At 68.8% G+C, this 16,835-nt stretch carries 17 protein-coding genes; 13 read left to right on the top strand and 4 right to left on the bottom strand.

Annotation, left to right across the window (positions count from 1 at the left end; genetic code table 11):
* Nucleotides 1–3: 3 nt before the first annotated feature.
* Together gntA and CBR61_RS05610 are read left to right on the top strand one after the other, a co-directional pair.
* Entirely contained in the window at nt 4–693 is a 690-nt protein-coding gene (gntA, locus tag CBR61_RS05615) for a guanitoxin biosynthesis heme-dependent pre-guanitoxin N-hydroxylase GntA (RefSeq protein WP_233996876.1), read from the top strand.
* A complete protein-coding gene (locus CBR61_RS05610) occupies nt 693–1,277 on the top strand; it encodes a DUF1989 domain-containing protein (protein WP_233996938.1) in 585 nt (194 codons plus the stop codon). The genes gntA and CBR61_RS05610 overlap by 1 nt, the downstream gene beginning before the upstream one ends.
* 43 nt (nt 1,278–1,320) lie before the next feature.
* Here the strand turns inward: CBR61_RS05610 and CBR61_RS05605 are convergent, their stop codons facing one another.
* The 3 genes from CBR61_RS05605 to CBR61_RS05595 are packed head-to-tail and all read right to left on the bottom strand — an operon-like array spanning nt 1,321 to nt 3,242.
* On the bottom strand, nt 1,321–2,214 hold the full coding sequence (locus tag CBR61_RS05605) for a DUF3618 domain-containing protein (protein WP_088913476.1): 894 nt from the start codon (nt 2,212–2,214) through the stop codon (nt 1,321–1,323).
* Nucleotides 2,215–2,664, bottom strand: coding sequence for a phage holin family protein (locus tag CBR61_RS05600; RefSeq protein ID WP_088913475.1), 450 nt, complete (start codon nt 2,662–2,664; stop codon nt 2,215–2,217).
* Nucleotides 2,661–3,242, bottom strand: a complete 582-nt coding sequence (locus CBR61_RS05595; RefSeq protein WP_088913474.1) for a hypothetical protein — start codon at nt 3,240–3,242, stop codon at nt 2,661–2,663. The genes CBR61_RS05600 and CBR61_RS05595 overlap by 4 nt, the downstream gene beginning before the upstream one ends.
* A 229-nt stretch (nt 3,243–3,471) precedes the next feature.
* Between CBR61_RS05595 and CBR61_RS05590 the strand changes: the two genes are divergently transcribed.
* Both CBR61_RS05590 and CBR61_RS05585 read left to right on the top strand, forming a co-directional pair.
* Nucleotides 3,472–3,855 carry an STAS/SEC14 domain-containing protein gene (locus CBR61_RS05590; RefSeq protein ID WP_157696510.1) on the top strand — a complete coding sequence of 128 codons (384 nt, stop codon included), beginning with the start codon at nt 3,472–3,474 and terminating at the stop codon, nt 3,853–3,855.
* A 38-nt stretch (nt 3,856–3,893) separates the two neighbouring features.
* Nucleotides 3,894–5,051 (top strand): L,D-transpeptidase family protein, encoded by a 1,158-nt coding sequence (locus CBR61_RS05585; RefSeq protein ID WP_233996874.1) that lies wholly within the window; start codon nt 3,894–3,896, stop codon nt 5,049–5,051.
* Between the two features lie 13 nt (nt 5,052–5,064).
* Here CBR61_RS05585 and CBR61_RS05580 read toward each other — a convergent pair whose 3' ends face one another.
* On the bottom strand, nt 5,065–6,189 hold the full coding sequence (locus CBR61_RS05580; protein WP_157696509.1) for a helix-turn-helix domain-containing protein: 1,125 nt from the start codon (nt 6,187–6,189) through the stop codon (nt 5,065–5,067).
* A gap of 219 nt (nt 6,190–6,408) precedes the next feature.
* On the opposite strand from CBR61_RS05580, the gene CBR61_RS05575 reads away from it, so the two are divergent.
* From CBR61_RS05575 to CBR61_RS05535, 9 genes are all read left to right on the top strand, one after another.
* A complete protein-coding gene (locus CBR61_RS05575) occupies nt 6,409–7,080 on the top strand; it encodes a hypothetical protein (RefSeq protein WP_088913471.1) in 672 nt (223 codons plus the stop codon).
* A gap of 41 nt (nt 7,081–7,121) precedes the next feature.
* Entirely contained in the window at nt 7,122–7,802 is a 681-nt protein-coding gene (locus tag CBR61_RS05570) for a hypothetical protein (RefSeq protein WP_088913470.1), read from the top strand.
* The gene (locus CBR61_RS05565; protein WP_088913469.1) at nt 7,799–8,593 is read left to right on the top strand and encodes a CPBP family intramembrane glutamic endopeptidase; all 795 of its coding nucleotides are present in this window, start codon (nt 7,799–7,801) and stop codon (nt 8,591–8,593) included. The genes CBR61_RS05570 and CBR61_RS05565 overlap by 4 nt, the downstream gene beginning before the upstream one ends.
* Before the next feature lie 117 nt (nt 8,594–8,710).
* A complete protein-coding gene (locus CBR61_RS05560) occupies nt 8,711–9,505 on the top strand; it encodes a hypothetical protein (protein ID WP_172835922.1) in 795 nt (264 codons plus the stop codon).
* Nucleotides 9,506–9,653: 148 nt separating this feature from the next.
* A complete protein-coding gene (locus CBR61_RS05555) occupies nt 9,654–11,696 on the top strand; it encodes a M13 family metallopeptidase (protein WP_172835921.1) in 2,043 nt (680 codons plus the stop codon).
* A 46-nt stretch (nt 11,697–11,742) separates the two neighbouring features.
* Nucleotides 11,743–12,639: a CPBP family intramembrane glutamic endopeptidase gene (locus CBR61_RS05550; RefSeq protein WP_088913466.1), complete on the top strand. Its 897-nt coding sequence runs from the start codon at nt 11,743–11,745 to the stop codon at nt 12,637–12,639.
* 2 nt (nt 12,640–12,641) lie between these two features.
* The gene (locus tag CBR61_RS05545) at nt 12,642–13,217 is read left to right on the top strand and encodes a hypothetical protein (RefSeq protein WP_088913465.1); all 576 of its coding nucleotides are present in this window, start codon (nt 12,642–12,644) and stop codon (nt 13,215–13,217) included.
* 79 nt (nt 13,218–13,296) lie between these two features.
* Nucleotides 13,297–15,105: a DUF1800 domain-containing protein gene (locus CBR61_RS05540; protein ID WP_088913464.1), complete on the top strand. Its 1,809-nt coding sequence runs from the start codon at nt 13,297–13,299 to the stop codon at nt 15,103–15,105.
* Nucleotides 15,106–15,124: 19 nt separating this feature from the next.
* Nucleotides 15,125–16,573, top strand: a complete 1,449-nt coding sequence (locus CBR61_RS05535; RefSeq protein ID WP_088913463.1) for a DUF1501 domain-containing protein — start codon at nt 15,125–15,127, stop codon at nt 16,571–16,573.
* Nucleotides 16,574–16,835: the final 262 nt, after the last annotated feature.

Genomic DNA, 16,835 nt, shown 5'->3' with positions numbered 1-16,835 from the left:
AGATTGCCCACCGCCCCCGCCCCCGCCATGCACGAACGGCTCGAGGCCGGACTGATCGACCTGATCGAACAGCCGGATTTCCCCTGTGTCGGCGCCAAGTCCGCCCTTGCGCAGGGGGGGCTCGCGGTGGAAGCCGCGCTCTCGATCCTCGCGCCTGCCGACGATCTGCGCATCCACGACCGGATCGCGCGGTGGAGCCGGGAGCCCGATGGCGACGAGGGAACCTTCCGCAGCCTCGCCGTGGTGTTCGCCGGGCCGCGCGGGCTGGATGAGGTCGGCTTCGAGGCGGCGCTCTGGGCGCGGCTTTCCGCGCTCACCGCGATCGACCGCGCGCGCGGCTTCGCCCCTGCGCCGGGATACAGCGACGATCCGGGCGACCCTTCCTTCGCGCTCAGCTTCGGCGGCAGGGCCTATTTCGCGGTCGGGCTCCACCCGCAGGCCTCGCGCGCCGCCCGCCGCGCGCCGGCACCCACGATCGTCTTCAACCTCCACGACCAATTCACCGCGCTGCGCGAGGCCGAACGCTACGAACGTATGCGCGAGGTGATCCTCGCCCGCGACGCGGCGCTCGACGGCGAGCCCAACCCCATGCTCGCCCGCCACGGCGAGACCAGCGAGGCGCGGCAATACAGCGGGCGGATGGTCGGCGAGGACTGGGTCTGCCCCTTCGCCGCGGGCAGGCGGGGCTCGTGATCGAGCGGATCGCGCCGCGCAGCGGGATCGCCCTGCGCCTGCCGCGCGGGGCGGAGCTTACCGTGATCGACCCCGAGGGCGGGCAGGTGAGCGACATGCTGGCAGTTTCGGCCGAGGATCCGCGCGAGATCCTCTCCAACGGGCGGACCTTCGATTACGAGGAAAGCCTGCGCCTGACCACAGGCGCGCGCCTGTGGTCGAACCGCTCGCGGGTGATGCTGACGATCATCGAGGACACCGCGCCGCACCACGATTTCCTGCTGACGCCCTGCTCCGAGGACACCTTCCGCCACTTCTATCCGGACAAGCCGGTGCACCGCGGCTGCTTCGGCAATCTCGCCGAGGCGCTCGCACCCTTCGGGGTCGAGCCGGACAGCATTCCGGCGGCGTTCAACATCTTCATGAACGTGACCATCGCGCCCGACGGCAGGCTGGCGGTGCTGCCGCCACAGACGAAGCCCGGCGATCTCGTCCGCTTCCGCGCGGAAATGGATCTGGTCGTGGGCCTCACCGCCTGTTCGGCCTATGCCTCCAACGGCGGCACCTTCAAGCCGATCGATTTCGGGGTGATGCGGGTGCTCTAGGCCGAAGGCGGCGGCGCGGCTTCCCGCACCGCCGCCCTTCGCATCAGGCCTCTTCGCCGAAGCGCGGCGGACGGTCGCTGCCGCCTTCCCCGTCGGTCTCGCCGACGCCGAGCCGGTGGTCGACCTCGTCCAGCATGTCGTCCTTGCGATGACGCACCTCCTCGCCCGCCTGCCGCGCGCGCGAGCCTGCGGCATCGAGCGCCTGTTCGCCGAGACCGCCGACGTAATCCTCCTCGGTCCGGGTCGCGGGCAGGGCCGACCCGGCGACTGCGCCGACGAAGGCCGCGGCCAGGCCGCCCAGCAGCGGGTTGTCGAAATAGAACCCGCGCGCATCGTCCATCGCCTGGCGGGTGCGATCGCGCGATTGCCCGGCAAAGGCGCGCGCGCCCTCGCTCATGCGCTCGCGGCGCTGGCGGAGCCCCTCGGTCGCCTCGTCGAGCCGGCGGCGGAAGGCGCTCTCGTCCTCGTCGTGGCCCTGTTCGAGCATGAAGTAGCTCGCCCGGCTGTGATCGCGGCGGCGGCGATAGCTCTGTTCGTCCTCGCCCGGCTGGGGTTCGCAGCGCGCCATGTGCTCGACATAGCTGCGGTGCTCGGGGTGCCAATGGTCGCCATGGCCGTCGTTCCCTTTGCCGTTGCCGCTGCCGTTGCTGCGGCGCATCGGCAGCCCCATCGCCGAGGGGCGCGCGTCGGCGTCGCTCACGAGCCACAACCCGCCGATGGCGATCATGCCGAGCGCCAGCGGATTGCGCCGCGCGGCATCGATCAGGTAGCGCCCGTCGACCCCGTTATCGCCGGCCTTGTCGAGCAGGGCGTCCATGATGTTGCGCGGGGTCAGCTCGCCTTCGATCTGGCGCGCGGTGCGGCTCATTTCCGCCTGGGTCGCGCGGATCTCACGCTCGATCTCTTCTGGGCTGCGCTGGTCTTGTGTCTGGGCCATTTATCGTCCTCCGGATTGGGGAATGTCGCCGGTCACGGCGGCGGGAGTATCGGTGAGGGTGTCGATGCTGCGATCGGGCCTGATGTTGGCGGCGCCCACCTTCTTGCGCGCGCCGGCATACATGATCAGCGCGATTACCAGTGTCACGACACCGACAAGCGTGGTGCCAAGCGGGACATCGTCGAGCGCGTCGCCGACGTAATAGGCGATGCCCATCAGCAGCACGCCAAGCCCGGCGATGCCGACCACCGCGGCACCCGCCATCGCGCCGACGGCGACCTTGATGTCGTTCGTCGCCTCGCGGATCTCGGCCTGCATCAGGCTTACCTGCTCACGGGCGAGATGCGCGCCCTGCTGGGTCAGCCGGCCGACCAGATCGACGATGTTGTGGTCACCGCCCGCAGGCGACGCGGCAGTGCGGGATGCGGGGGTGCGGGGAACATCGTTCATCGTGCCGTCCCCCCGAAATCGCCGCCGGTGCTGCCGCCGCCATAAGCGGGGGCGTAGCCGCCGGCCTCGGTCGGCCTGATGTTCTCGTCGGCCGGCCAGTTCTGCGCGGAGCGCAGATCGTTGCCGTTCCCGCTGCCGTATTGGTCGCCGCTGCGCTCGTGGCGCTTCTTGTCGACACCGGCACGCAGCACGCGGGCCGCAGCGAAGCCCGCGGCCGCGGAGGCTGCGAGGAAGGTGCCGGGGTTGCGCCGCGCGAACTCCGCCACCTCGTCGCCCAGTTCGTCAACGTTGCGGCCATCGACATGGGAGGCGAGGCTCTCGATCCGGCGCGCAGCCTGCTGCAGGGCGGATGCCATCCATTCCGGTGCCTCGGGATTGTCGCGCAGGTCCCGTGCGGCGGTGTCGAGCGCCGAAGAGGCGGAGCCGGCGACCTGCGCCGCCTGCCCCTTGCGGCTTTCCGCCTCCTGCTTTGCGCGCGCGCCGAGGCTGTCCTTGAGGTGGCCGGCATCCTGCCGGAGTTCATCGGCAACCTCGGACTGCGAGCCTTGGGGGGAGGGAGTGCGGCCGTCGGGCGTCATCGTGAATCTCCTTCTTGTGGGTGGCGGCAAGTGTAGCGAAGCGGGCGTCCGGGGCTGCCCGCTTATCGCCCAGACGAAAGGGCGATGCGCCGAACGACCTTGCGCTAACCCAGATCAATAGATTGATTATACTGGATTTCATTCGAGCAATCGGACCTGCGCCCCGGGCTGATCGAGGTTGGGCGCCTGGATTAGGGACGGTGCATCCAAGCCGGCGACAATGGGTGCCATGTCAGACCCTGTCGCGCCTGCCGCCCCGCCCGATCCGCCGCATTGCCTGATCTTCGCCTTCGACCACCGGCTCGACCATGCGCAGGTCGTCGCGATGGCGGAGCTGGTCGACCACGCCATCGATCAGGGCGGCGAGCTGCGCCTGTTGCTCGACCTGCGACGGACGGATAGTTTCGCGCCGGGGGCCTTCTTCTCGCCCAAGGGGCTGCTTTCCAGCCTTCGCTCGATCGGGCCGGTGAGCCGATATGCGGTGGTCGGGGCCCCTGCCATCGCCGCGGCGGCTGTCGAAGGCTTCGGCAAGCTCCTCCCGCTCGAGTCCCGCGCCTTCCCCGCCGACGCCTACGATGAAGCGCATCGCTGGGTGACGGGCGAGCGCACCTGAAACTCACCCCTCAAGTCCAGACCACACAAGGAACGCCCATGCGCACCACCATGCTTTGCGCCCCCCTGCTTTTCGCCCTCGCCGCCTGCGAGGCAAGCCAGCCGAACACCCCCGCCGCGCCTGAGGCGACCGGAACGTCGGCCGAAGCCGGAGCCGACGCGATGGCCTCGCGCGATCCTGCTCCGGGCCAGAAGGCCGAGGTCGTCATCTCCGACAGCGAGGATCGCCCGATCATGCAGGCGCAGGTGGTGCTCGAACGGCTCGGATTCGGCCCCGGCGTGATCGACGGCCGGGAGGGCCTGTCCTTCGCCAATGCGCTCGAGGGATTTCAGGAATCGCGCGATCTGCCGGTTTCGGGCGAGCTGGACGCGGCGACGCGTGAGGCGCTCTCGCGGTGGGACAACATCCCCGCAACCCGGGTGGTCACGATCCCGGCTTCGTGGGGCGAGGTCCGCTTCGCTCCCGTGCCCGAGGACATGGCCGCGCAGGCCCAGATGACGCGGATCGGCTACGAGAGCATGGCCGAAAAGCTCGCCGAGCGGTTCCACACTACCCCAGAGGTGCTGGCGCAGCTGAACCCGGGCGGGCGGCCCGCCAGCGCGCAGGGCGACCCCTCGCCGTCCGCGTCGACGGGTCAAGATCCCGCCGCCCTGCCGCAGTTCACTCCCGGCCAGCAGCTGCGCGTGCCCAATGTCGGCGCTGATGCGATTGATGCCGCTGCGGTCGACAACAAGGACTGGCTCGAAACCCTGCGCTCGCTCGGGGTGGGCACCACCCAGCCCGACGTGACGCGCATCCTCGTCGACGAATCCGAAGGCTGGCTCAAGGCCTATGACGCGGATGACCGGTTGGTGGCGATGTTCACCGTCACCACGGGATCGCGGCACGATCCGCTGCCGATCGGGGAATGGGAGGTGAAGGGCGTCGCCTACAACCCGCCCTTCTCCTTCGATCCGACGCTGTTCTGGGACGTGCCCGACAGCGCGGAGAAGCAGCAGCTTCCCCCGGGGCCGAACGGGCCGGTCGGGGTGGTGTGGATCGACCTTTCGAAGGAGCACTACGGCATCCACGGCACCCCCGCCCCCGAGGCCATCGGCCGGACCCAGAGCCACGGCTGCGTGCGGCTGACGAACTGGGACGCGGCACGGCTGGCTGAGATGGTGAGCGGCAGCACCAGGGTGGTGTTCCGCAAGTGAGGCTGCGCGCGGCCTAGCCGACCGATGCCCGTCGTTCGCCTCCGGACTGGCGCAGATGGCCGGGCGTGTCGCCGAACCACCCGCGGAACGAACGACCGAAGCTCGACATGTCGCTGAAGCCGAGCGCCTGCGCGACATCGGCCAGCGGGACCGAGGGATCGCCGATCAGGACAATGGCGCGGGCCTTGCGCTCCTCCTCGACAAGCTTGTGGAAGCTCGTCCCGTGCCGCGCCAGCATCCGCACGATGGTGCGGGTCGACATGCCCAGGTGCGCCGCGGCCTGCTTGAGGCGCGGCACGCGGTTCAGCTCGTCGAGCTGCGCGACGATAAAGGCGCGCAGCGGATCGACGGCTTCGGCGCCGAGCGCCTCCTTCTCCAGAGCCGCGGTCTTGGCGCAGGCGACGTCCCATACCAGCGGATCGAAATGCGGGTTCGCCTGGTCCAGCCACGCGCGCGGGAAGCGCAGGGTTTCGGCGTCGCCGGCAGGCGCGATCCGGCAGCAGAAGGCCGCCAGAGCGCCCCGCGCGCCGGGGTGATCGTGCCAGCTTGTGGCGATCGACATGCCCTCCAGCCGGTCGCCGCGATAGGCGACCACCGAACGCTGGAACAACGTGAGCGCACTGAGCGCAAAGGCGGGGAACAGCTCGCCCATCGGCCATGCGGGGCGCAGGGCGATGACGAAGTCCTGCCCCTGCTCCTCCATGTCCACCACGACCCACAGGTTGCGCGCCGCAAGACCCTGCGCGACCATGCGGATCGAGCTGCCGAGATCGGGACCGTGCAGGACCGCGAGTTCGCCCGCGAGGCTGAGCGCCGGTCGCGGCCGCGTCAGCATCGCCTCGACGAGGGCGAGAACATCGGCATTGTCGACGATGTTGCCCATGATGCGGATGTCGTCGGCGCGCGAGATCATCGGGGGCAAGGGTCCCTGCGCGCGGTCCAGCGAGGTGCCCGCCCGCAGCCAGTCGGGCCAGCCCAGCCATTCGCCGAGATGCAGCAGGGTTGCCGTGGGAACGCGGGTTGCCGCTCGCGGACCCATCATCGTCACGGCGAATTCGGCAGCTTCGCGGGCAGTGCCCCCGGGGTTGCCGGGCTGTCGCGCCGAAGGCTGCAAGGACTTCTTGTCGACCGGCCGCACGATATTGATCCCGCCCCACGCCACGGAAGATGCGAAACTATGCAGAAACCTCCGCGCGAGCAAGCGGATACGCCTGCCGCGAAAGAATTCGTGGCGCGATTTGTCCAGCCGGTGGCGAAGAATGACAATGGAATGCGCGGCAATTCTTACCCACTATGGCCTTGGAAACAGGGCTGCACGGCCTCGGGGGCCGGGCCGGTGAAGGGGGACAGAACAGGCATGGACAGTTTCGCGAAGATTGCCGCATCGGGGATGATGATGGTGCTGGTGGCCGGCTGCGGCGGCGGGGCACCCACGGGTTCCGAAACGCCCGCGCCAGCGGACTTCGCATGGCCCGAAAGCCTTGTCGTGGTCGGCGACGGCTATCCCGGCCCCGGCGCGCCGTGCCGCCGGATCGGCGAATCCGCCGCGACCGTCGATTTCCTCGATGACAGCGCCGCGCTGGTCGGCTGCCCCTCGGCGGACGAGGCGGACAAGCTCGGCGGCAAGGTGCTCGCCACGATCGACGGCGTGACGCTCGTCTCGGTCCCGAACGACCGCGCCGCCATGCCCGGCGAGGGAGACGGTCAGGGCGATGCGAAGGTCGCCGGGACCGATTACAATGCCACCGCGCAGGTCCCCTGCGCCGGATACAAGGGCGCGGCGGCCGGCATGTGCGATGCCGGGGTGATCCGCACGTCCGAGGGCATCACGGTCGAAGTCACGCTGGGCGACGGGACCAAGCGCGCGATCTTCTTCAACCCCGACGGCAGCTTCCTCTCCTTCAGCACCGCCCAGGCCGACGGCACCGCGGCGATGGCGATCAGTTCGCAGAAGAAGGGCGACATCACGGTCGCGAAGCTCGGCAAGGAAACCTACGAGATCCCGGACGCCTTCGTGACCGGCGGCTGACGCCTCTCGCCTGACGCGGCACCGGCTCGGGGGATCGGCCGATGGATTTCATGAAGCTTCTGAAGTCGCTCGAGGAGCTGCTTTACGAAGTGATGGTGATGCTGGTGTTCTTCCCGCGCACCCTCTACCTCACCTTCCGCCATCCGCAGCGGATGATGGACTATGCCGATACCGAACTCGGCGACGTGCAGTCGGACCAGTACAACGACACGCTGAGCCCGCCGCTGTTCCTTATGATGTGCCTGGGGCTCAACCATCTGGTCGAGCTGGCGCTGCGCACGTCGGACCTGTCGGTTCTCCCGCATTTCCTGCACGATCCCCAGAACCTGCTGATCTTCCGGGTGTTCATATTCAGCCTGTTGCCGCTGGTCCTGTCGCTGCGCCTGATGGCAAAACTCGGCATCGCGCTGGACCGCGAGACCCTGCGCCCGGTGTTCTACAGCCAGTGCTTCGTGACCGCGCCCATCGCCCTGATGATCGGGATGGCGACGATGCTGTGGCAGGTGGGCGATGCAAACGCGGGGCTCGTCGCCCATGCGATCTTCTGGGGCGGCCTCGTCTGGTACCTGTCGCAGCAGGTCCTGTGGTTCCGCACGAAGCTCGGCTGCGGCTACGGCGTGGCGCTGGCCAACGCCCTGGGCGGGATTTTCGCCGCCTTCGTGCTGGTCCTTCTGGCGGGGATGGTGCTCGGCTTCATCTCTGCTGCCGAGAAGGCGCCATGATGCCGCCTGCAGCGCGGTTTGCGCTTGCCGCAGGCATCGTCGCGGTCTGGGCGGCGATCACCATGGTCGTGCCCACGCTGCTGCTCGACGGGACGACCACGCTGCAGGAGCTGATCACGAGGAACCTCGCCTGGGGCGTGGCCGGGGCGGCGGCGTTCCTGCTGGTGGCGGTGCGGCTCGCGGGCTGGCGCGACATGGGCTTTCTCGCGCCCTCGCCGCCGGGCTGGTGGAAGCTGCTGTGGCTCCCGGCGCTCTATCTCGCGGGCCTCGCGGCGGTGGGGCTGACCACCGGCAGGCTCGAGGCGGGCGCGGTGACGATGGTGCTGATCAACACGGCGATGGTCGGCTTCAGCGAGGAGCTGGCGTTCCGCGGCGTGCTGTGGGGCGGCGCGCGCAAGGCATTCGCGTTCTGGCCCGCCTTTCTGCTGGTCTCGGCGGCCTTCGGTTCGGTCCATGTCTTCAACGCCGTGCTGACCGGCGAGCTGGCCGAGGCCGGGGTGCAGGCGCTCAACGCCTTCATGAGCGGCGCCGCCTATCTCGCGATCCGCATCCGCACACGCTCGATCATCCCGATCATGGTGATCCACGCCTTGTGGGACTTCACCGTGTTCCTGGTCGGCAGCGGCGCGACGGGCCCCGCGCCCGAACCCGCGCCGGTGCTCCAGCAACTGACCCTCGGCCTGGTGCTGACCGGCCCGCTGTTCCTTTACGGCATCTGGCTGGTGCGCAGCGAAACCGTCCGCGCGGGCTGGCGCGACGACGGGCTCGAGACCCGCGGGTCCATGGGCTGAAGGCCGCAGCATGGCGCAAAACGCCCATCATGTGGCCCGATTTGTCCAATGCCCCGGGCAGGGGAATGTGTCACCTTCCTGATCGGGAACGAAGGCATGAACGAGGGGGATCGACTTATGAAACTTGCAGGCAGAATGTTCGGGCTTCTGGCCACGGCGGCGATGGTTGCCGCCCCGGTCGCGGCGGTCGCCAAGACGCCGCCTTCGGTGCGCGATCTGGTCGGCGCGCGCGGCTCGAGCGGCCAGGACCAGCTCGAATATCGCGGCTTCCACCTGATCTCGGGCCACGCCGATCACGACAGCAAGATCAACTACTGGTGGAACGGCAACACCAAGGAATGCATCAAGGTCGTCACCTACGACGGCAATTTCCAGTCGATCGACCAGACCACCAATGCCGACTGCAACCAGAAGGGCGGCAGCGGCGACAAGACCGCGGCGATCGCGGTCGGCGCGGCGGCGCTGCTCGGGATCGCGGCACTCGCCAGCAAGTCGCACCACCGCGGCGACACGGATTACGACGAGCGCGGGATGTCCGAGTTCGAGCGCGGCCACCGCGACGGGCTCTACGGGCAGGCCTATCACAACTACAACCGCTCGGATTCCTATTCGTCGGGCTATGACAGCGGCGTGCGCGAACGCTCCAACCAGACCAGCTACCGCGGCGGCTACAACTACGGCGGCGGCTACAGCGGCTATGCCGAATTCAACGACCTGCAGGGGCAGGACCGCAAATATGCGGTCAGCCAGCTGCAGAGCCGCGGCTTCGTGATGCGCGACAACAAGATCGCCGGCGACACGCGCTACATGACCTTCTGGCGCGAGGCATCGCGCCAGTGCATCGTCACGAACTCGAGCGGCGGCACGATCTACTCGATCGAGAGCGTCTCGCCCCGCACCTGCCGGGACTGACGCCGCCCTTCGTCCAAACGGGGCTCGAAGTCTGGCGCAAGGCGTGAGGCACGAGGCGGCTGACCGGGGCCGAGGCAAACCCGGTCAGCCGCAGCCTCCCGCGCTCCGGCCGCCGCTTCGCGCGCGCCATCCGCAAAGGAGAGGGATGATGCGGAGCTTGCTTGTTTGCGCCAGCACCATCGCGCTGCTGGCCCTGCCCGGCTCGGCGCTCGTCGCGCAGTCGGCAACCGCGCCGCAAGGCGAGGTGCGGAGCCTCGATGCGGCGTCCCTGTCGGCGACGATCCGCCCGGGCGACGATTTCTACCGCCACGTCAACGAAGGCTGGCTGAAGACCGCAAAGCCGCCGGAAGGCGTGCCCTTCATCGATGCCTCGGTCGAGGTCTATCTCGCCACCGAGCAGCGCGTCGCCGCCATCATCGCGGCCTCGCGCGAGGCGGGCGGCGCACCGGGCAGCCCCGGGCAGATGATCGGCGACTTCCACCGATCGCACGCCGACATGGAGCGCCGCAACGCGCTGGGCCTGACCCCGATTGCCAGCACGCTGGCGATCATCGGCAGCACCACCGACCGGGCCGACCTTGCCCGGATCATGGCCTATCCCTGGATGGACGGGATCGTCGCCGGCGGCGTTCTGTCCGATGTCGACAACCCCGGCCGGTATGTCGCGGCGGTCGGCGTCGCCGGCCTGACGATGCCTTCGCGCGACTATTACCTCGCCGAACAGGAGCCCTATGCCGGGCACCGCAAGGCGCTGCTCGCCTACATCGCCGACAGCTTCCGCCGCGCCGGAATCGACCGTCCCGATGCCCGGGCCGAGCGGGTGATGGCGCTGGAAACGGCGATTGCCCAGCGCCAGTGGTCGCTCGCCCAGACCCGCGACGTGGTGCGGATGAACAGCGTCATGTCACCCGACCAGCTCAAGGCCTTTGCGCCGGGGTTTGCCTGGGACGCTTTCCTGGCCGAGCAGGGCATTGCCGGCCAGCCGCGCATCAAGGTGCTCACCGACACCGCCATCCGCGATGTCGCGCAGCTCTTCGCCGCAACGCCCGTCGAGGACTGGCAGTCCTTCCTGATGTTCAAGACGCTCGATTACTGGGCGAAGTCGCTGTCCGCGCCGTGGGTCGAAGCCCACTTCGCCTTCCACGCCAAGCAGCTCCAGGGCACGCCCGCGCGCCGGCCGGCCGCGTTCGAGAGTATCGCTGCGGTCAACGCGGCGCTGGGCGAGGAGATCGGGCAGCTCTATGTTGCCCGGCATTTCGGCGCCGCCGACCGGGCGATGGTCGAGGACATGGTCGGCTACCTTCGCAACACCTATGCCGAGCGGATCGCGAAGCTCGACTGGATGGATGCGCCGACCCGTGCCGAGGCGCTGCGCAAGCTGGAACGGATCACCACGCAGGTCGGCTTTCCGACCCGCTGGCATGACAGGTCCGGGGTGCTGATCGCGCCCGACGACCTCGTCGGCAACCTGTCACGCCTCCAGCGCTGGTCGCATGACGACAGCCTCAAGAAGCTCGAGGAAGGCGCGCGCCCTTGGGAGTTCCCCTATGCGCCGCAGGAGATCAACGCCGGCTATTCGCCCTCGAGCAACACGATCAGCTTTCCGGCAGGCATCCTCCAGCCGCCCTTCTTCGATCCCGAGGCCGATCCGGCTGTCAATTTCGGCGCGATCGCCGCGGTGATCGGACACGAGATCGGCCATGCCTTCGACGATCAGGGCAGCCGGCAGGACGGTGACGGCCGGCTGCGCAACTGGTGGACCGATGCCAGCCGCGCCGAGTTCGAGAAGCGCACCGCAGGGCTGATCGAGCAGTATGACGGCTACGAGCCCCTGCCCGGGCTGAAGCTCAACGGGCGCCAGAACCTCGGCGAGAACATCGGCGATCTCGGCGGGCTCGCCGTCGCCCATGCGGCCTATCGCCGCTATGTCGCGGACAAGATGGGAGGCAAGGCCCCGGTGATCGGGGGCCTTACCGGCGACCAGCGCTTCTTCCTGTCGTGGGGCAGGCTGTGGCGCAATGTCATGGTCGAGGCCGAGACCCGCCGCCGCGTGGTCTCGGACGTCCACTCGCCCGGCGAGTTCCGGGTCAACGGCGTCGTGCGCAATGTCGATGCCTGGTACGAGGCCTTCGGGATCAAGCCGGGCGACAGGCTCTACCTGCCGCCCGAAAAACGCGTGCGGATCTGGTGAGGGGCACACCGGGCAATCATCGACCAATGACAAGGGGGATCATGTCATGACCGACCACGCCGAACCGGCGCCGCTGTGGCTGCGAATCCTGCAATTCCCGCCGATCAGGCTGTTCCTGCTCGGCTATCCGCTGTTCTACTGCCTGGGCTTCAGCAATGCCTTCCTCGATCTGACCAAGGGCGTCCATTTGGCAGCGGCCTTCGCCGTGGCCGGCATGGTCGCGCTCGCGATGTGGATCTATGTCGGCTTCGGCCGGTTCATCGAACGCCGCGAGGTCAGCGATCTGGCCCTGAGCCCGGGCCTCAAGGAACTGGGGATCGGCATGGTGGTGGGGGCCGGGCTTTACACTCTCGGCGTGCTGGTGCTGATCGTGCTCGGATACGGGCGGATCGAGGGCATGAACCCGGTGGTGGTGATGATCCCCGCCCTCTACCAGGCGTGCAGCGCGGGCTTTCTCGAGGAACTGCTGTTCCGCGGCGCGCTCTACCGGATCGTCGAGGAATGGCTCGGCAGCTGGATTTCGGTGGTGGTCTCCTCGGTGGTGTTCGGCTTCGTGCACCTGATGAACCCGGACGCGACGCTGACCGGCGCGATCTTCATCAGCATCGAGGCCGGGCTGCTGCTGGCCGCGGCCTATATGCTCACCCGCCGGCTGTGGCTGGGCATCGGCTTCCACATCGCCTGGAACTACACCCAGTCGGCGGTGTTCGGCGGGGTGGTATCCGGCAGCATCGCGCAACCCGGCCTGTTCAGGACGGTGTTCACCGGCCCCGATCTGATGACCGGCGGCGGCTTCGGGCTCGAAGCGAGCCTCGTTCCCTGCATCATCGCGACGAGCGCCGGGGCCTACCTCGCCTACAAGGCGGTGCAGCGCGGCCATGTGGTGCAGCCCTTCTGGAGCCGCGCCGGGGACGTGCCCGCACTGCGGCCGGCGAGCGCCTGAGGATGCGTCGGGCGGCAGGCGTGATGGCGGCGGCGAGCCTCGCCCTGCCGGGCCCCGCCCCGGCCATTGCGCAGGCACCGCCCGTGCCTCCTCCGGCTGAACAGCACACCGCCGATTGCCGCGCGCCCGTCTTCGCGACCGATCAGCTGGTGTGCGCCGATCCGGCCCTGCGGGCGCTCGACAGCGAGGTCGCCACCCTGCTGGCCGAGGCGGGCCCACCTGCCGCCTCGCGCTGGATCGAAGCGCAGGACCAGTGGTTCCTGCGGCGCAGCCGCTGCGCCTTCGCCGCCGATCACCGCGCCTGCGCCGAGGCCGCCTATCGCGAGCGGCTCGCGCTGCTGCGTCCGCTCGATCCGGCCCTCGCCCGGCAGCCGGTCCGCTGCGAGCCCCCCGGGATCGCGGCGATTGCGATCGGGCTGGATCGGATCGTCCTCGTCGATCGGGCGGGCAAGGTCGCGGGTGCGGCGGCGGCGGACGCGGGCGAGAGCAGCTGGCAACCCTTCCTCACCGCCACGCGCCGCAAGGCAACTTTCGCGATCCGCACCAGCGCGGGCGATGCCCAGCGGTGCCGGCGCTGATCCCGGATGCGGATTTAACTCGAGATTGACGAAGGGTTCTCTAGCCCTTGTGCGTATAAGACATCGAGGGGGCGCTCGCATGTATCTTCCGGGTGATGACAAGGATGAGGGCCGGCCCGCAGAGGCCGTACCGCCGCCGGCTTTGGAGCCTATTGCCGCCCGGGCAGCCACCGTCAGCACGCTGGCGATGGCGGTCGCGGCCTGCGGAGGGGGCGGCGGCAGCAGCGGCGGGGGCAGCACGGGCGGAGGTCCGCCGCCGGTGGCCACGGTGCGCAAGCCCCAGACCGATGCGGAAGCCGCGCGGTTCCTGCTCCAGGCCTCGCTTTCGGTCTCGACCGGCACGATCGCCGAGGTGCGCAGCGAAGGCTACGGCCCCTGGCTCGACCGCCAGTTCGCCATAGCCAACAGCCAGAGCGCCCGCACCTTCTTCGCCGACCGGGGCTACGACCGTGTCGATGCCAGCCGCTTCTACAATTCGGCGGTGATCGGCGACTACATGATCTGGTCGCAGCTGCTTTCGGGCGGCAATCCGGTCCGCAAGCGGATCGCCTTCGCGCTGTCGGAGTTCTTTGTCGTCTCGATCTCCGGCATCAACCTCACCTGGCGCGGACCTGCCATCGGGGAATACTGGGACATCCTCAACCGCCACGCCTTCGGCAATTTCCGGGACCTGCTGCAGGACATAACCCTCAACCCGGCGATGGGCGTGTTTCTCAACACCCGCGGCAACCGCGCGGCCGATGCCCGCACCGGGCGCGTGCCGGACGAGAACTACGCGCGCGAGGTGATGCAGCTGTTCACGATCGGGCTGTTCGAGCTGAACCCGGACGGCACCAACCGGCTGTCGAACGGCAATCCGGTCGAGACCTACGGCAGCGCCGACGTGACGGGCCTCGCGCGGGTGTTCACCGGCTACGACTTCGACCTCGCCGGACTCGCCTTCACCACCGAGGTCGGCGGGACGCGGCAGATCCCCGATCCCGAATACGCGCGCCGCCCGATGACGGCCGATCCCGCACGCTGGGTTCCGGCGCGCACCACCGGGTTCCATTCGACCGAGGCCAAGACCTTCCTCGGCCTCACCATCCCGGCCGGGACGGGGGCGGCCGAATCCCTCCGGCTCGCGCTCGACCACCTGTTCAACCACCCCAACGTGGGCCCCTTCTTCGCCCGCCAGATGATCCAGCGGCTGGTGACGAGCAACCCCTCGCCCGCCTATGTCGGACGCGTCGCGGCGGTCTTTGCCAACAACGGACAGGGACGGCGCGGCGACTTGGCAGCGGTGTTCAAGGCGATCCTGACCGATAACGAGGCGCTCGATCCGGCGGGCGTCACCAACCCCAATTTCGGCAAGCTGCGCGAACCGGTCCTGCGCTTCGTGCAGTTCGCACGCACCTTCGGCGCACGCTCGAACAGCGGCAACTGGCAGATCGGCGACCTCAGCGATGCCGCCACCGCGCTGGGGCAGAGCCCGCTGCGCAGCCCTTCCGTCTTCAACTTCTTCCGCCCGGGCTATTTCCCCACCAACACCGAGATCGCCAACCGCGGCCTTCTGGCGCCCGAGTTCCAGCTGGTGAACGAGACCTCGGTGGCGGGCTATGTCAATTTCATCGAGCGCGCGCTCACCGGAGGGCGCGCGCCGGTCGCCGACCTGGCGCTCGATTTCGCCGCCGAGGTCGGGATCGCACAGGATGCTGGCGCGCTGCTCGACCGGCTCGATCTGCTGCTGACCGGCCGGCAGCTGAGCAGCGGGGTGCGCGACACGATCCGCACGGCGATGGAGGACGTCCCCCTGACCGCCACCTCGACCAATGCCGAGCGGCTGCGGCGGGTGCAGATCGGGGTCGCCCTGATCCTCGCATCGACCGACTACCTGATCCAGAAATAGGGGGCTGAGGGGCGCGGATATGTTTATCGGCAAGAGCATGGAGATCGAGCGGCGGGCGTTCCTGAAGCGCAGCGGGCAGCTGGCGATGATGGGCGGCGCGGCCTCCTATGCGCTCGACCTCGCAGGTCTCGCCGAGGCGGCGGCCTTCAGCAATGCGGGCGGCTACAAGGCGCTGGTATGCGTGTTCCTCTATGGCGGGAACGATCACGGCAACACGCTGATCCCCTTCGATGCGGCCAATTACGCGCGCTATGCCGCGATCCGCGGCACCGCCGGATCGGAGGACGCCTCGGGCATCGCGCTTGCCCGCAGCGCACTGGCGAACACCGTGCTCGCCACCCCTTCCGACCAGCGGCTGACCGACGACATCACCTTCGCGCTCGCCCCCACCATGCCGCGGCTGAAAGCCCTGTTCGATGCCGGCGCCATGGCCCCGCTGCTCAATGTCGGCCCGCTCCTCGCGCCGCTTACCCGCGCGCAATACGACAATGGCAGCGTGCCGCGCCCGGCCAAGCTGTTCTCGCACAACGACCAGCAATCGACCTGGCAAAGCTCGCAGCCCGAAGGCTCGACCACCGGCTGGGGCGGGCGCATGGGCGACCTTGCGCTCAGCTCGAACACCAATGCGATGTTCACCGCGATCAATGCCACGGGCAACGCGGTGTTCCTGAGCGGGCGGACGGCGGTGCCCTACCAGGTCTCCCCGGCAGGGGCGACGCTCTACAACCCGCTCCAGACCGGGCGGCTGTTCAATTCCGCCGCCGCCTCGCAGGCGCTCTCGACCTTGCTGCGGAGCGGTTCGGGCAACGTCATGGCCGCCGATTACGCGCGCTTCAACGACCGCTCGATCCAGTTCGGCGGCTTCGTCAACAACGCACTGCAGGGCGCCACGCTGAACACCGCCTTCCCCGCAGGCAACCGCCTCGCCGACCAGATGCGCGTGGTCGCCCGGCTGATCGCGGCGCGCGGACAGCTGGGCGTGACCCGGCAGGTCTTTCTCGTCTCGCTGGGCGGCTTCGACAACCATGACGGGCTGATCGGCACGCATGACGCCCTGCTCGGGCAGGTCGATGCCGCGATCGACGCCTTCTACCGGGCGACGGTGGAGCTGGGGGTGGCGGACAACGTCACGACCTTCACCGCCTCCGATTTCGGGCGCACCCTGTCCTCGAACGGCGACGGGTCCGACCACGGCTGGGGCGCGCACCACTTCATCGTCGGGGGCAGCGTGCGCGGCGGGCGGTTCTACGGGCGGGCGCCGCAGATCTCGGTCACCAGCCCCGATCAGGTCGGCCAAGGGCGCCTGCTGCCGACCACGTCGGTCGACGAGCTTTCCTCCACCCTCGGTCTGTGGTTCGGCGTTGCGCCGTCCGAATTGCCGTCGGTCGCGCCGAACATCGGCCGCTTCGCCTCGCCCGATCTCGGCTTCATGAAGCCCGCGCAGGCCGCTGCCGCCGCCGCGCGATAGGGGCCTGTCCGGCCTGCGGCACGAGCAGCGCGCCGCCTGTCGCAGGCCTTGCATTGCGGCCCTTGCGAATTTTCCTACTGCCGGGGGCCGCGCTATGGGGCGGGACGGTTCTTTCGCATCGTCCGCCCCATCCGCAAACGCGCCTTTGGCGGATAAAACGCAAAACACAGCGTCAACTTCGGTTTTGGCCTGCATTCCACTGAACTTGCACCTAAATTCCTGTAGGAATGCGAAGTTTACACTGTCAACTTTGTAAACTTCG

Origin of the sequence: Porphyrobacter sp. CACIAM 03H1 (assembly GCF_002215495.1) — a bacterium.
Classification (GTDB): Bacteria; Pseudomonadota; Alphaproteobacteria; order Sphingomonadales; family Sphingomonadaceae; genus Erythrobacter.
Note: the sequence above shows the minus strand (reverse complement) of the source record. Positions and strands in the feature narration are given on the sequence as shown.

Excerpts from the sequence above, each read along its gene's own strand:
- CBR61_RS05605 (WP_088913476.1), bottom strand. The coding sequence starts at position 2,214 with ATGGCCCAGACACAAGACCAGCGCAGCCCAGAAGAGATCGAGCGTGAG.
- CBR61_RS05600 (WP_088913475.1), bottom strand. The coding sequence starts at position 2,664 with ATGAACGATGTTCCCCGCACCCCCGCATCCCGCACTGCCGCGTCGCCT.
- CBR61_RS05595 (WP_088913474.1), bottom strand. The coding sequence starts at position 3,242 with ATGACGCCCGACGGCCGCACTCCCTCCCCCCAAGGCTCGCAGTCCGAG.
- CBR61_RS05590 (WP_157696510.1), top strand. The coding sequence starts at position 3,472 with ATGTCAGACCCTGTCGCGCCTGCCGCCCCGCCCGATCCGCCGCATTGC.
- CBR61_RS05585 (WP_233996874.1), top strand. The coding sequence starts at position 3,894 with ATGCGCACCACCATGCTTTGCGCCCCCCTGCTTTTCGCCCTCGCCGCC.
- CBR61_RS05575 (WP_088913471.1), top strand. The coding sequence starts at position 6,409 with ATGGACAGTTTCGCGAAGATTGCCGCATCGGGGATGATGATGGTGCTG.
- CBR61_RS05570 (WP_088913470.1), top strand. The coding sequence starts at position 7,122 with ATGGATTTCATGAAGCTTCTGAAGTCGCTCGAGGAGCTGCTTTACGAA.
- CBR61_RS05565 (WP_088913469.1), top strand. The coding sequence starts at position 7,799 with ATGATGCCGCCTGCAGCGCGGTTTGCGCTTGCCGCAGGCATCGTCGCG.
- CBR61_RS05560 (WP_172835922.1), top strand. The coding sequence starts at position 8,711 with ATGAAACTTGCAGGCAGAATGTTCGGGCTTCTGGCCACGGCGGCGATG.
- CBR61_RS05555 (WP_172835921.1), top strand. The coding sequence starts at position 9,654 with ATGCGGAGCTTGCTTGTTTGCGCCAGCACCATCGCGCTGCTGGCCCTG.
- CBR61_RS05550 (WP_088913466.1), top strand. The coding sequence starts at position 11,743 with ATGACCGACCACGCCGAACCGGCGCCGCTGTGGCTGCGAATCCTGCAA.
- CBR61_RS05545 (WP_088913465.1), top strand. The coding sequence starts at position 12,642 with ATGCGTCGGGCGGCAGGCGTGATGGCGGCGGCGAGCCTCGCCCTGCCG.
- CBR61_RS05540 (WP_088913464.1), top strand. The coding sequence starts at position 13,297 with ATGTATCTTCCGGGTGATGACAAGGATGAGGGCCGGCCCGCAGAGGCC.
- CBR61_RS05535 (WP_088913463.1), top strand. The coding sequence starts at position 15,125 with ATGTTTATCGGCAAGAGCATGGAGATCGAGCGGCGGGCGTTCCTGAAG.